Source organism: Taurinivorans muris (assembly GCF_025232395.1).
GTDB lineage: Bacteria > Desulfobacterota > Desulfovibrionia > Desulfovibrionales > Desulfovibrionaceae > Taurinivorans > Taurinivorans muris.
This window is the reverse complement of the sequence record NZ_CP065938.1, coordinates 1,383,402-1,397,218: the sequence shown is the minus strand read 5'-3', so window position 1 is coordinate 1,397,218 and position 13,817 is coordinate 1,383,402. Positions and strand designations below refer to the sequence as shown.

Genomic DNA, 13,817 nt, shown 5'->3' with positions numbered 1-13,817 from the left:
CCTCCCTTATGGTAGCGGCACTTTGAAAAAGTGAACGAAGATGAAGTAAAATAATACGCTCGCGGTTACCGAAATCAAAGATATTTTGGCAATGTTCCTATATCCTGTGACAAGCTGCGCGGCAAAGAGGAATACTATTGTCGACGCAATAAAAACAACACCTACGGGCCATGCATGCTGAATGGAAAACTCGCCTATGAACATGAAAGCCATAACGTAGAGGAAAATGGCAAGGGCCATTAATCCGATTTTTGCCAAAATGGCGGATTCCGGCCATGCGGAAGCGGCGGCTTGTTTTTTAAAGGAGGAGCATATCAATAATATTGAAAGAATGGAAAGAAAAATGGTTATTCCTAAAGGGAACGAGCGTGCGGAAAATGGTTCCGAACCCTCCGGGGGAGGCAACAGCATGATTTGCTGAAACATGACGGCGCATAGCAAAAGGATTCCCATGCCTATTGAAAAATCGGTTTTGTTGTTCATAGTCTTTCCAATATGAATAATGAAATTGAGGAAAAAGGATAAGGAAAGGGCGTTTTCTTTCCTTATCCGCACACTGCTAGTCTAAGCTTTTTTTACCTTGTAAAATGCTGTCGACCAAATTGACGCCATTGATGATTTCTTCTTTGAATTGTTTTTGGTCGAGGTAGACAATATCGATTTTAACTTTTTTGAATTTTTCGATAACTTCGGGGTCTTCCAAGGCTTCTTTCACTAAATCCGCCAAGATTGCGATCTTGTCATCGGAAACTTTGTTTGAAGCCAAAAATCCGCCCCAAGATGAAACGCTGATCCAATTTTTGTCTTCAGGAGTCATTTGGTCCCGATAAATTTCTTCAAAAGTCGGTGTATCGGGAAATTCAGGATTGCGTTCCGTTCCGGCAATGGCGATTACGGTAAAATCTCCTGATTCCGCGTAAGGGGCGATATTGGCGGGAATGCCAATGCCCGCTGTGATGTGTTTTCCAAGCAGGGCGGTGCTTACTTCATGGTTGCTGTTGTATGCTATGTGCCGTATTTTTAAATCTTTATGAAAACGGTTTAATATTTTTGTAAAAAGCAAACGTTGATATGAAATAGCCGCAGTTGTGGCGAATACCGTATTTTGCGGATCTGTTTTCGCCTTTTCCATGAAATCCGCTAAGGTTTTGATGCCGGAATCCTTATGCACAGCCATGGTAGCCGGCAGTGTGGTCACTTGGCAGATAGGTTTTATGCTGTTGATGTCATAACCGACGTTGGAAATCTTAGGGGTGGTTGAAATGACGCTGAATGTCGGGAATGCGATGGTGTATCCGTCAGGCCTTGCGCGCAGGACGTCGTTCATGCCGATAGCTTGGGAGCCTCCGGGTTTGTTGATGACATTCACATTTATTTTGTGTTTTTGCAAAAAGTAATCGCCTAAGATTCTTGCCGCAATGTCCATGCTTCCGCCGGGACCGAAAGGAACGACGATATTGATCGGTCTGTCATAGGGATAGGCGGCTTTTGCTTCGTTTGCTGAAACGGAACACAGGATCGCCAAGCCGCAAAGGGCGCTTGCCAGAAGTTTTTTCATAAATCCTCCGATGTTGTTTTTTACGCGACAGTAAGCGTATTTTGGGTTGTTAAAGGTTTTAAAAGCAGGGTCAAGAGGAAGCAGCAGGAAAGGATGACGATAAAAATCAGATAGGCGGCATCGTATGACCCGAAAAATGAATAACTGAAGCCGACAATGAGAAATCCCAACGCTTTCAGAATGACAAAGGGGGAAACAGCCCTGTATGTGCAGATGAAGCGTTCTTTGCCGAACAGATATGCCGTTATTGAAGGCATGACAGCCCAGGAACCGCCGGCGGCAAGTCCGAAGCAAACCGTAAAAATAAGGATGACGGCAAGGTTTGCGGGGATAAATAATAAAAACAGCGCGCCGATATGGAACAAAACCAAAATCCTTGTCACGAGGACAGGGCAGATTTTGTCGCAAAGCCAGCCCCAAAGGTATTTGGCAATGGCGCAAAAAAAGGCTGTAAGACACATCAAAGCCATGGCGGTGAACGATTCTATGCCGACATCGGTAAAGCGCAGTTTCAGCTGACTGAGAACACTGCTGGATGACATGAGCATGAAACCGAACGTGAACCCTATGTAATATATTTCGGGATATTGCAAAACCGTTTTCAGGGGAATGAAAACTTCACTCCTGATTTCTTTTTTTCCGTTTGCGAGGTTGTCCGCATGCAGTCCCATGTCGGACGGCTTTTCAACGATGAGGAAAAGGCAAACGGGCACGAAACATAAAATGATTATTCCGTATAGTATCCATGTCAGTTTAACATTCGTGTATTGTATCGAAATCATTAAGAGAAAAGGAAGGACCGCGCCCGCCAGCGAATTGCCGATATTGCAGATGCCGAAAGCCCTGCCCTGGAACCGGCTGAACCATTTGTTTATTAAGATATTGGCGCTGACACCGCCGAAAGCTTGGCCGGATATCCATGTCAAGATAAACAGCAGTCCGAAGACATACAAGTTATCCGTTATTCCCATGCCTATTGCGCAGAGCCCGCCGAGCAGCGCGCCGGCGGACATAATCAGCCGTAAAGGAATACGCAAGGCTAACGAAGAAAATACAGGCATGCTGAACGCCCCGAACAATGCCGCAAAAAACATGATTGTGCTGATGTCCGCCCTTGTCCAGCCGTAGAGCGCGTTCAAAGGTTCAATAAAAGCGTTCATGATGTAAATGGTGGAGCCCTGCAACAGGAAATTTCCTGCCGAGCCCAGGAGGGTTATTTTCCAACCGTAGAACATGTTGTCACCTGCGTGTGTGGGATATTTCTTATAAAAGCAATTTGCGTGCCATTTTATTTGTTATATAATACATTGAAATTGTTTGATAATATATTTTTATGCGGCTGTTGACATATGTCCGGAATATGGATATATCCAAAAAATGGATATATATGTCCAATATTTGGATATGGAGTGCGTATGGCGGAATTGAAAAAAATAAATGAGAGCATTGTGGAGCTTTTTAAAAATTGCTCGGAATTTTCGCGGAACGAAACAAGGGACGCGGAAGTATTGATTGAAAAATACATGGAATTGATCAACGCCCGCACTCCGGAATTGTTTTTAAAGCAATTCAACAGCCCTGTGCAAAGGGAGTATTCGGAATTTGACGTATTGATTTTGTCGATTCATGAAATAATGGCGAAAGAACTGGAGGAAATAGAAAAGTTATTGGTGCGGGTTGAAAATGCCGTCAGTTCGTTTCAGGATATCGGTTACTCGCTTTTGCAGGAAATCATGGAAAGGCTGTACGCGTTTGGAATAGTCTTATCCGTTTGCAATATCGGTGAAAAATTAAAAATTTTGGACATGCTTTATAGGATTTTCGGAATAATTTTATATTTCAGGATAACGCAGCATGCCTGTTTAATAAGGTTTGCGAAAATCTTATTGAGCCACTGCGGGCAAATCAGAAAATCATATATATTGTTTCTGGAAATTTTATTGCATTTGATTGAAAATTTTGATTTCAGAAATATTGCCGCCGTCGATTCCTATTTATTGAAATTAAACGGCATTGAGGCCGAAACTCAGGAAGAATTGTCGTTTCTGCTCTTGCTCAAAGGATTATTGAATTATTATCGGGGAAAAATGAATATTCTGATAGATATTTACGAGCAATACGTTTTGCTTTCGCCCCATTCGTATGTTTATTTGAATGAATATTTTTGCCTGAAAGTCAGCCTTGGCGCCATGACGCTGTCTGATTTCAGTTTTTCCTATGGCATTATCCAGTCGTTTAGGATTGCAGCCAAGTATAAGGAAAGAAATCATGTCGCCATCCGCTGGCTGAGCCATTTGGCTTTTTTGGTTTTGCATAAGCGTAATTTCGTTATTGCAAGGCAATGTATCCAGGAAACCGAAAAACTGGTAAAAAATGTTTTTGCGAATGTTCCTGCGAGTTTTATCCGCCGTGCAAAAGCCTATTACTGGTATTTGCAGGAAGATTACAAGAAAGCCGTGCAGATTTTGAATGAAGATTCCGAGCGTTCCTTTGTCGACGGAAAATTCATCGCTCCCATGACGGACCCGAGAGTGATGGAAATGATGTATGATTTGCAGATAGCCAAAGGTTTTGATTTGGGCAATTACAATGTTAAAAATTTAATAGACTATTACCTTGCGGATATTTCGTGCGTTACCCGCGGAATTGCGTATTATTGGCTCGCTCTTTTGGCAAAGGAGGAAAAAGAGAAAAAAAATAATTTGGAAAAGGCGTTTGAACAGATTTGCCAAACCGGCTGCATTCGGTTGATTGAACAAATCGGCTTTGCATTGTTATCCTGCCTTTCCGATAATGAAAAAATTCCTGTGCGGGAAAAAATTGAATATTGGCAATTGAAAAAAAACAGTTACGCGTCTTCAGCCGACAACGCCCCTTTTTATTCGACGTACAATTGCCTCAATATGTTGCTGGCAAGCAAGAACAATGCGCAGAATTATTTTAATATCCAGCATTTTTTGCTTATTTTGCAAAAGGAATTGGGGGCGCAGCGCGTAGCCTTTTTTGAGGTGGATGAACAAAAGGAACTTTGTTTGGGAACAATAAATATCAGCAGCATTGAGATTGAGAAATTCTCGCTGAGCGTTATCAAAAACAAGGTGATGGAATATTTGACGAGCAAAACGTCAAGTCCGGAATATTATTTGGTTTCCGATTGTATCGGAATTTTTTGTTTTTCAAAAAACAAATGCTCAACCTATGTGCTTTATTTGGAAAATGATTTGAAAGACGGCATTTTTTTGAGTTTTAATGATATTGAGAAAAAAGCGTTCTCATGGTTTTTATATTGTTACATACGGAGCAATGTCAGCAGATTTCAGCAAAATTCCATTGCCAGCTCCTATCATTCGGTGTTCAAATACAAAACGGAATTGGAACCCTTTTGGGGCGATGACATGGTTTTGGTTTTGGAAAGAGTGCGCAATATCGCATATACTGATATTTCCATTCTCATAACCGGAGAAACGGGCGTCGGCAAGGAACAGCTGGCTGTATACATTCATAAGAACAGCCGTGCGGACATGCCTTTCATTTGCGTGCATTTGGCGTCAATTCCTTTGGAATTGTTTGAAAGCGAACTTTTCGGGCATGAAAAAGGCTCTTTTACCGGTGCCTTGCAGCAAAAAAAAGGCGTTTTTGAGCTGGCGCACAACGGAACCTTGTTTTTGGACGAAATTGCCGATGTTCCGATGCAAATGCAGATAAAGCTATTGCGGGTCCTGCAGAATAAGAAGTTTAACCGTGTCGGGGGCAATGAGCCTATTTTTTCTGACTTCCGCTTAATTGTGGCGACCAATAAAGATTTATGGAAAGAAGTCACGCGGGGTAATTTCAGGGAAGATTTATATTACCGCATTTCCATGGTGACCATATTGATTCCGCCTCTGCGCGAACGGAAAAAAGATTTTCCGTTGCTCGTACAGCATATCCATTCATGGTATTGCACGAAATACAATAAGGAAATCGGGCGGATAAACAAAACCGATTATCAAAAACTCTATGAATACGACTGGAAAGGAAATATTAGGGAATTGTGCAGCGTGCTTGAAAAGTATGTTGTGCTTGGAGAGATTGAATTTCATAAGGAAGGGACGGAAAGGGACATTGATTGTGATGCTGCGCCTGGTTTGCCGAAAAAAAGCGTAAGTCCTTTTGCCGGGGATAAATTGGTATCGCTGGAAGAGTTGGAAAAACAGTATATCGCCCATGTGCTTGAAAAAACAAACGGAAAAATTTACGGAAACGGCGGTGCGCTGGAAATATTGAAAATGAAAAAATCGACTTTTTATAACCGCTTGGAACAATATGGAATAAGGTTGAAAAATACGGCAGTGCAATGAAAAGCGATTTTGTTTTTCTTCACTGAAAGGCGCTGGGGCTTGCGTTTGCCGCTGGCAAGATTATTGCTGCAAAGGGGCTTGGCAAAATTTTTTTTGTATGTTTTTATGCATGGGCTTTTATATGGAAAATAGACAACCTGCCGGTTTTGTAACTAAAGCGGTGTTGCTGAAAGCACCGGGGATTTTTCTTACATTTACCTATTAATAATGCAAGCAATGTGGGTATGGAAAAATTATTTTCTCCATGGAAAGAAAATTTGCTTATGCGGTAGATCCGCTTATTCTTTTTAGAGCAAAGCAAACAATAAAAGCCTTTGCCGTTATGAAATGAAAAATCAAATCCCGAAAACGCATTGTTCGGTGAAATCGTTAGGGGGCAAAGTGATTTTGCAGGCCTGCAAGAAGAACTCGTCCTTCTTTCGCAGGAGTTTTTTCGGGGCGTATTTCGTATCGCCGACAAGGGGAAAGCCGGAAGAGGCGAGCTGAACGCGTATTTGATGTTTGCGTCCCGTGTATATACCTATTTCAACAAGACTTTTGCCATTTTTCACCTCAAGGCATTTGAGGCTTGCAAGGGCTATTTGGGCTTTTTGCATTGGCTTTGTACCGTATTTGCTGATGATATCCTCTGTTTCCTTCCTATTTGCCGCATGGCGGACGAAAAACACTTCTTCTTTTTGTTTTTCCTCGTTATGGTACAGATAGTGGCAAAGAAAAGGGGTGTTTCGCGCGAAATCGGCAATATCCCCGTAAACCCATGCCCGGTATATTTTTTTGGCTTCATGTCGGACTGCCTGCCGCAGGCTGTTTTCATCACTTTTCATGCATTCCGTGAGAAAGCGCAAACTTTGATAGGTCTTACCGATAAGAAGAATGCCTTGTGTTTCTTTGTCGAGCCTGTGGGCGGGGGCGGGAACAAAGTTTGCAGCGCTGTAATATTCTTTCAATATGTCCGCGATATTTTCTTTCTGTCCTGTGCCTCCTTGGCAGGCAATTCCCTGAGGTTTGTCGATAATGAGAACATGCTCGTTTTCATAGATAACGGGAAAGGGAAATTCCTTTACCGTCTTTTTGGGAAGTGTGTCTGCACGGTTCGGCGCAAAGGGCGGAATACGGATTTCATCGTTTTCATGGACAATATCAAAAGCTTTCGCCCGTTTTTTGTTGATACGCACCTGCCCCGTGCGTATCCAGCGGTGGATTTCATTATTTTCCGCATGCAGGCTGCGCTTTAAAAAATTAAAAAGTTTTTGCCCGCCGGCTTGTGCTGTGACAAGAAGGGAATTTGCCATTACACGAGAAAATCGATAAGCGGTTTGCCAAGGACTATGCTGACAAGCTGGGCGGTGTACAGACCGTATATGCCGAGCATGACAATGCCTTCGAAGCGGGAAATAATGCCTTGATGTTGTTTTCCGACACGCATTCCGAAAAGAAAAAGGGAAAGGGTGAGGATGATATTGAGGGGCATATCGCGGACAATGACGCCGTGCTCCACGGGCAGGGGGCAGATAACGCCGGCAATGCCGACAACAGCCAAGGCGTTGAAAAAGTTTGAACCAATAATATTGCCGATGACAAGGGCGTGTTCGTTTTTTCTCGTGGCGGCTATGGCTGAGGCGAGTTCCGGCAAGCTTGTGCCGACGGCGACAATGGTCAGCCCGATGATGATGTCGCTGATATCGATGAATGTCGCAATGCCCACAGCTCCCCAAATAAGCAGGCGGGAACTGGCGATAAGCAAAATCAAGCCGGCAAGAAGCCAAAACACGGCATTTTTCATCGGCATAATTTCCGGCTCATCTTGTTTTTGGTGCAAAACCTCCTGACAGGGCTTGTTGCGCTTTTCTTCGCGCATGCTTGCGGTAATGCTGAAATACATGATACAGACAAAAAGAACGAGCATGAAAACGGCTTCAGGGCGGGAAATGAAGCCGTCCCAAAGCAAATAATAAGAAATAAGCGTCGCAAAAAGCAAAATCGGGATTTCGCGCACCATGACATTGCGTTCAATGACGATAGGGCGGATAATGACAGTAAGCCCTAAGATAAGAGCGACATTGGCGATATTGGAGCCGTAAGCGTTTCCGAGGGCTATGCCGGGATTTCCTCCGAGTGAGGCGAGGGCGGAAACAAGCATTTCAGGGGCGGATGTTCCGAAGCCCACAATGATAATGCCGACAAGAAGCTTAGGCATGCCCAAGCGTGTCGCCACCGCGGACGAGCCGTCAACGAATTTGTCCGCGCTCCACATAAGAAGATATAAGCCGACAAGAAGCGCAATGCCAAAATACAATAAATCCATGGTGTTCTCCGGAATAGCGGGTATGAAAGGAAGCGCCGCCTGCGGCAGTTCCCTCGCATTTCATTTAGGGGAAGAATAGCATTGCAAAAAAAATTAGGCAAGTTTTTTATTTATTTGTTTCGCTAAGAAAAAAATCTCCCTCGGTGTTCCAACGTTCTTTTTTCGGTATGCCGGATTGTTTTTCGCTGGTTTTTGATAACGCCCCTGAAATAAGAAAGACCGCTGTACAGCGGTCTTTGAGGCTTTTTATGAATTTTTCAATTACATGCTTTTGGCAACCATTTTTGTAAGACGTACCAATTGGTTGGTGAAGCTTGCTTCGTTATCGTACCAAATAATGACTTTCGCCATATTGCCTTCAATAACGGAAGTCAATTCGGCGTCAACGACCCCGCCGTGGGTATCGCCGTTGAAGTCAATGGATACGAGCGGTTCTTCGGTGTAGCCGAGATTGTCTTTCATCGCGCCTTGGGAAGCTTTTTTGAGCGCGGCATTGATTTCTTCGACAGTTGCCGGTTTTTCAAGGGTGACAGTGAAATCGACAATGCTTACGTTAGGTGTCGGAACACGGATAGCCATACCGTCGATTTTGCCTTTGAGCTTCGGATAAACAAGACCTATGGCGCGGGCGGCTCCGGTTGAAGTCGGGATCATGGAAACGGCGCAGGATCTTGCTCGGCGCAAATCTTTGTGGGAACCGTCTAAAATGCGCTGGCTCATGGTATATGAGTGGATCGTGGTCATGAGACCTTTCACGATGCCGAAGTTTTCGTCGATAACTTTTGTTGCGGGAGCGAGGCAGTTTGTCGTGCAGGAAGCGGCGGAAATGACTTGGTGCGCAGCAACGTCATAATCGCTGTCGTTCACTCCCATAACGATTGTCGCGTCGGCTTCCTTGGTCGGTGCGGAAACAATGACTTTTTTCGCGCCGCATTTGATGTGGTCCATCGCCGCGGTTTTGTCTTTCATCTTACCGGTGGTTTCAATAACCAAATCAATGCCGAGTTCGCCCCATTTCCATTCGCCGAGAGGGTCGCGGGTCACTTTGATTGTTTTGCCGTTTACAATGATCCCTTCTTCGCAGGCTTCAACGGGATAAGGAAAATGCCCGTGGGTGGAATCGTATTTTAAAAGATGGGCCAAGCCGGCATTGTCGGCACGCGCGTTGATAACGGCGACTTCAAGATCATTGCTGTCCGCAAGGAGGCGGACAAGATAACGGCCGATACGGCCAAAACCGTTGATACCAATTTTTTTAACAGCCATAATTTTCTCCGGAATTTATTATATTTTGTTGGAAGAACCTAAAACGTTCTTGATTTTATGTTGAACCATGGTACGGACCGCTTCACGGGCGGGTTTCAAATAGGAACGGGGATCGAACTCTTCCGGTGATTCGGCAAGCTGGCGGCGGATATAAGCCGTCATGGCAAGGCGGATGTCAGAGTCGATATTGATTTTGCAAACCCCCATGGAAGCCGCTTTTCTGAGCATTTCTTCGGGAACGCCTTTGGCGGAGCCGAGTTTCGCTCCGTATTTGTTCGCCATTTCGACAAATTCCTGAGGAACGGAAGATGCTCCGTGCAGAACAAGCGGATAGCCGGGAAGAAGTTCAGTGATTTTTTCAAGACGTTCGAAATCAAGTTTCGCTTCGCCTTTGAATTTGTATGCGCCGTGGCTTGTGCCGATGGCGATGGCAAGGGAATCGCAGCCGCTTCTTTGAACAAATTCAACGGCCTGATCCGGGTCCGTGTAAACGGATTTTTCAGCGGAAACATGTTCTTCAACGCCTGCCAGCTGTCCAAGTTCGGCTTCAACCCAAACCCCTTTGTCATGGGCGTAATCGACAACCTTTTTGGTTATGGCGATGTTCTCTTCAAAGCTGTGGTGGGAACCGTCTATCATAACGGACGTGAAACCGCCGTCGATACAGGCTTTGCAAATTTCAAAATCAGCGCCGTGGTCCAAATGGACAACCATGGGAAGATCATTTTCCTGAAGAGCGGCTTCCGCCAATTTCATGATGTAAGGCTGACCCGCATATTTTCTTGCTCCCGCAGAAACTTGCAGAATGACAGGGGATTTTTCTTCCGATGCCGCCTGCATGATACCTTGTATGATTTCCATGTTATTGATGTTGAACGCACCAACAGCATAAGACTCGGCATACGCGCGGGCAAACATTTCTTTTGGTCCGACTAAGGGCATAGTTCCTCCAAGAATACTTATTAAATGATGATTAATCATACTATAAAGTGAAATTTTTGGCAATGTGAAAGCTGAAAAAATAAAAATTTCCTTGGACGGGGCGATTTTTAAGGATTTGACGAAAGCAGGCATCTATGCAAAAATGTCTGTTCAGCATTTAAAAGCATACATGAGGAATAAGCATGCAGAGGATTTGCATAAAAAATATTCAGACAGATGTCCAAATCGGTGAAAGTGTCTGTTCCGTTTTTTTAGTCGGTTCCGCTCAGAAGTCGGAAGGACGCAACGGACCTTTTTGGTCCGTGAAGCTTCGCGACGCAAGCGGAATTTTGGAAGCGAAAATTTGGTCGCCTCTCAGTCAGAATGTCGGGGAACTGAAAGCGGGTGATTTTATCGAAGTCAGGGGAAGGACTTCCCTTTTTCGGGAACAGCTGCAATTTACGATTGAGGCGCTCCGTTTCGTGGAAGATCCGGAAGAATTGGATATGAGCGCGTTTATGCAGACTTCAGCAACGCCGCCCTCTGAAATTTTAGCCCAAATCGAAGAATGCGTCGATCAGGAAATACGCTATGCCCCTTGGAGGGATTTTTGCAAAAATGTGCTGGGCGACGCAGGGATACGGGCGAAACTCCTGCTTGCTCCTGCCGCGAAATCCGTCCACCATGCCTATGCGGGCGGACTTTTGGAACATATGTTTTCCGTGGCGGGTCTTTGTCTGAAATTATCCGATCATTATCCCGAATTGGACAGGCAAACGCTTTTTGTCGCGGCGCTTTTTCATGATATAGGCAAACTGGATGAACTTTCCGGCGGAATTGCCAATGATTACACTGACGAGGGAAAAATGCTCGGGCATATCGTTCAGGGCATACTTATGCTGAAACCTTTTTTGGACAAGGCGAAAGTCGATCCCGTCCTTGCTTTGCATTTTGAACACTTGATTTTATCCCATCACGGTGAGCCGGAGTTCGGCGCGCCGCGCGTTCCCCTCAGCCCCGAGGCGTTTTGTCTGCATTATGCCGACAATATGGACGCAAAATTGGCGCAGTGCCGTGAAGCGTTCAGCCAGACGCCGGAAAAAGAAGAAGGCGCGAACCAGGAAATAGCATGGTCCGCATGGGTCGGTCTGCTTGGCAGGAGTTTGTGCAGGATGCCGCAAACCCCGAAACAAAAAGAGAAGGAAAAAACAAAGAAGGAACCGAAAGAAAAACAATGTTCCTTAATGGGATTTTTTACTGAATAGGGGATAGTATGGCAGGTTTGTTCATCAGCCTCGAAGGAGTCGAAGGCGCAGGAAAAACAACGCTTATTCAAAAAATGGTCGCTTATTTCGGGAGCTGCGGCAAAGAAGTGCTGCTGACCCGCGAACCCGGCGGAAGCGAACTGGGAAAAAAGCTCCGCGGCATTATTTTAAATGCCGAAGAAAAAATTTGCCCTACGGCGGAATTGTTGCTTTTTTTGGCGGATAGGGCGGAACATACGGAAACCTGCATCGCTCCTGCGCTGGCACAGGGAAAAATCGTTTTATGCGACCGTTTCATTGACAGCACCGTTGCTTATCAGGGCTACGGGCGGGGCATGGACATTGATCGGCTTAATATGCTGAATGCGCTTGCTACAAACGGTTTGAAGCCTGATTTGACCATTTTGCTGGATCTTGACCCTGAAATCGGTTTGGCTCGTGCGACAGCCAGAAATATCGCGCAGAACCTCACTGTCAGCGAGGGGCGTTTCGAGGCGGAAGCTCTGGAATTTCATCAAAAAATACGGACGGGCTTTTTGACCATAAGCAGGCGGGAAAAACGTTTTTTGGTTGTGAATGCCGCACAGGACGCAGACGCTGTTTTTGCCGATGTATTAAAAGCGCTGGAGCGTTTGCTGGAAGAAAAAGAGTCCGAATAGGAACTTGCCCGCCAAAGCATAGAAAATTTAAAAAAAGACAAAAAATTTAAAAGCGGTGTATGATATTGCTATTGTGTGCCGGAAAGGGGCGTGTTTTTCACGTCTAATTATTTTACAGGCGGGGCGGTTTCAGTGAACATGCCTACGGATTGAATTGTGCAAGCATGTTGCTGATGTTGTCATTCCCTTTATTTTCAGTGCGTCCGTCTGTTTTTCGGCTGAATTATGCTCTTTGTTTTTCACGGTTTTCACAGTATGGGGATTTTTCAGACACTGCTTAATATGCAGGCGGGCGCTTATTGCCGGAATTGGACAAAAAGGCTGTCCGTTAAGGAGCTTACCGCAAAATTGGGATGATCTTGTCCGGTTTATTATGAAAATATCCATTCTTGTTTTGTGCGAAGCGCCTTATCGTTTTTTTTAACCGTTCGTTTTGAGTGGAGGTCAGAAAAAGGAACAGCCTAATCTTTTTTGAAAACAAGCCGAAAAAGAATAATGAGTTTTTTTATTAAAGGTTTGGTGGATTATGAAGAAAACGGTTCTTTTTTTTCTTGCAGGTTTTTATTTCGTGTTTCCGGTTTCAGCGCAAACGAGCCAAGGTGTCAAAACGGCGGACAGTCCCGTGCAGGTGACGGTCAATATCAATAATACGACTTCCGCACAAGGAAATACCCAAACAACAACTATTGACAATACCCAAAATCAAAGCGGAGCAAGTGCGACCGCTGTCAGTCAGAAAGGGCTGTATACGGCAAATCCAAGCGCCGGCACGTCCCTCTTCGGAAATTATGCGTCTTCACCCTATCAGAGCGATATTCGGGTGGAAATGCTTCGCAATACCGTATGGGGCTCTCTTGTTCCCCGTAAAAAACTGTATCAGGACCCTGCGAAGGGAAAATATCCTGCACGGTATTATTCGGGTGCCGGATCAGCAGCACAATCCGCAAAGGTGCGGTCAACGGCAGCGCTGCCGGTGAATGCGCAGTTGAACGATACGCAAACGCCGAAGGCAAATTCCGCTGCACAAAAAACAATACTTGTCGAACAAAAAGACGGACAGCTTTGTATTCCTCTTGCGCAATTTGAACAAAAAAACGAACAAAAACCGACACCGGAAGCGGGCGGTTCAAATTCTTCCGCGTTTTATACCCCAAGCTCCCCAAGTCCTGTAAGCGGTATGACGGATACAAATCCCACCAATCGGAATATGCGGAATATGGGGTCCGCTTCTTCCGCCAGTACCGTAAGTCCTGCAAATACAAATGCCGTAACGGGACCAGCTTCCAACGCTTCTTTGTTCGGAACCGCGCAAAATATTTCAGGGCAAAATTCTTCAGCGTCCAATCCGTTGGCGCAAGACCCGCTGGTGCCGCAGGTTCCCGCGGGAAAATAAACGTTCCGGGCGGAATGCCGCATGATGTTGAAAATAAAAAGGATAAAAATATAAACCAATAAAATCAATATATTATAGTTAAATAAATTAATTTGAATACGGAAAAAAAT

11 protein-coding genes are annotated in these 13,817 nt (G+C 44.9%); 4 read left to right on the top strand and 7 right to left on the bottom strand.

Going from position 1 to position 13,817, the window contains the following annotated elements; genetic code table 11:
- Positions 1 to 6 precede the first annotated feature (6 nt).
- The 3 genes from JBF11_RS06600 to JBF11_RS06590 form a co-directional block, all read right to left on the bottom strand.
- A complete protein-coding gene (locus JBF11_RS06600) occupies positions 7 to 483 on the bottom strand; it encodes a tripartite tricarboxylate transporter TctB family protein (protein ID WP_334314704.1) in 477 nt (158 codons plus the stop codon).
- Between the two features lie 76 nt (positions 484 to 559).
- Positions 560 to 1,558, bottom strand: coding sequence for a Bug family tripartite tricarboxylate transporter substrate binding protein (locus JBF11_RS06595; RefSeq protein ID WP_334314703.1), 999 nt, complete (start codon positions 1,556 to 1,558; stop codon positions 560 to 562).
- Between the two features lie 20 nt (positions 1,559 to 1,578).
- Complete coding sequence (locus tag JBF11_RS06590; RefSeq protein WP_334314702.1) at positions 1,579 to 2,793, bottom strand: MFS transporter; 1,215 nt, start codon at positions 2,791 to 2,793, stop codon at positions 1,579 to 1,581.
- A gap of 180 nt (positions 2,794 to 2,973) precedes the next feature.
- Between JBF11_RS06590 and JBF11_RS06585 the strand changes: the two genes are divergently transcribed.
- Positions 2,974 to 5,898, top strand: a complete 2,925-nt coding sequence (locus JBF11_RS06585; RefSeq protein ID WP_334314701.1) for a sigma 54-interacting transcriptional regulator — start codon at positions 2,974 to 2,976, stop codon at positions 5,896 to 5,898.
- Positions 5,899 to 6,233: 335 nt separating this feature from the next.
- Here JBF11_RS06585 and JBF11_RS06580 read toward each other — a convergent pair whose 3' ends face one another.
- The 4 genes from JBF11_RS06580 to fba form a co-directional block, all read right to left on the bottom strand.
- Positions 6,234 to 7,190 carry an RluA family pseudouridine synthase gene (locus tag JBF11_RS06580; RefSeq protein WP_334314700.1) on the bottom strand — a complete coding sequence of 319 codons (957 nt, stop codon included), beginning with the start codon at positions 7,188 to 7,190 and terminating at the stop codon, positions 6,234 to 6,236.
- Positions 7,190 to 8,203: a calcium/sodium antiporter gene (locus JBF11_RS06575; protein WP_334314699.1), complete on the bottom strand. Its 1,014-nt coding sequence runs from the start codon at positions 8,201 to 8,203 to the stop codon at positions 7,190 to 7,192. The genes JBF11_RS06580 and JBF11_RS06575 overlap by 1 nt, the downstream gene beginning before the upstream one ends.
- A gap of 261 nt (positions 8,204 to 8,464) precedes the next feature.
- Positions 8,465 to 9,469, bottom strand: coding sequence for a type I glyceraldehyde-3-phosphate dehydrogenase (gap, locus tag JBF11_RS06570; protein ID WP_334314698.1), 1,005 nt, complete (start codon positions 9,467 to 9,469; stop codon positions 8,465 to 8,467).
- Between the two features lie 18 nt (positions 9,470 to 9,487).
- Positions 9,488 to 10,411 (bottom strand): class II fructose-1,6-bisphosphate aldolase, encoded by a 924-nt coding sequence (gene fba, locus JBF11_RS06565; RefSeq protein WP_334314697.1) that lies wholly within the window; start codon positions 10,409 to 10,411, stop codon positions 9,488 to 9,490.
- A 182-nt stretch (positions 10,412 to 10,593) separates the two neighbouring features.
- On the opposite strand from fba, the gene JBF11_RS06560 reads away from it, so the two are divergent.
- The 3 genes from JBF11_RS06560 (at position 10,594) to JBF11_RS06550 (ending at position 13,707) form a co-directional block, all read left to right on the top strand.
- Positions 10,594 to 11,655 carry a 3'-5' exoribonuclease YhaM family protein gene (locus JBF11_RS06560; RefSeq protein ID WP_334314696.1) on the top strand — a complete coding sequence of 354 codons (1,062 nt, stop codon included), beginning with the start codon at positions 10,594 to 10,596 and terminating at the stop codon, positions 11,653 to 11,655.
- Between the two features lie 8 nt (positions 11,656 to 11,663).
- Positions 11,664 to 12,314: a dTMP kinase gene (tmk, locus tag JBF11_RS06555; RefSeq protein WP_334314695.1), complete on the top strand. Its 651-nt coding sequence runs from the start codon at positions 11,664 to 11,666 to the stop codon at positions 12,312 to 12,314.
- A 526-nt stretch (positions 12,315 to 12,840) separates the two neighbouring features.
- The gene (locus JBF11_RS06550; protein WP_334314694.1) at positions 12,841 to 13,707 is read left to right on the top strand and encodes a hypothetical protein; all 867 of its coding nucleotides are present in this window, start codon (positions 12,841 to 12,843) and stop codon (positions 13,705 to 13,707) included.
- Positions 13,708 to 13,817: the final 110 nt, after the last annotated feature.

Excerpts from the sequence above, each read along its gene's own strand:
- JBF11_RS06600 (WP_334314704.1), bottom strand. The coding sequence starts at position 483 with ATGAACAACAAAACCGATTTTTCAATAGGCATGGGAATCCTTTTGCTA.
- JBF11_RS06595 (WP_334314703.1), bottom strand. The coding sequence starts at position 1,558 with ATGAAAAAACTTCTGGCAAGCGCCCTTTGCGGCTTGGCGATCCTGTGT.
- JBF11_RS06590 (WP_334314702.1), bottom strand. The coding sequence starts at position 2,793 with ATGTTCTACGGTTGGAAAATAACCCTCCTGGGCTCGGCAGGAAATTTC.
- JBF11_RS06585 (WP_334314701.1), top strand. The coding sequence starts at position 2,974 with ATGGCGGAATTGAAAAAAATAAATGAGAGCATTGTGGAGCTTTTTAAA.
- JBF11_RS06580 (WP_334314700.1), bottom strand. The coding sequence starts at position 7,190 with ATGGCAAATTCCCTTCTTGTCACAGCACAAGCCGGCGGGCAAAAACTT.
- JBF11_RS06575 (WP_334314699.1), bottom strand. The coding sequence starts at position 8,203 with ATGGATTTATTGTATTTTGGCATTGCGCTTCTTGTCGGCTTATATCTT.
- gap (WP_334314698.1), bottom strand. The coding sequence starts at position 9,469 with ATGGCTGTTAAAAAAATTGGTATCAACGGTTTTGGCCGTATCGGCCGT.
- fba (WP_334314697.1), bottom strand. The coding sequence starts at position 10,411 with ATGCCCTTAGTCGGACCAAAAGAAATGTTTGCCCGCGCGTATGCCGAG.
- JBF11_RS06560 (WP_334314696.1), top strand. The coding sequence starts at position 10,594 with ATGCAGAGGATTTGCATAAAAAATATTCAGACAGATGTCCAAATCGGT.
- tmk (WP_334314695.1), top strand. The coding sequence starts at position 11,664 with ATGGCAGGTTTGTTCATCAGCCTCGAAGGAGTCGAAGGCGCAGGAAAA.
- JBF11_RS06550 (WP_334314694.1), top strand. The coding sequence starts at position 12,841 with ATGAAGAAAACGGTTCTTTTTTTTCTTGCAGGTTTTTATTTCGTGTTT.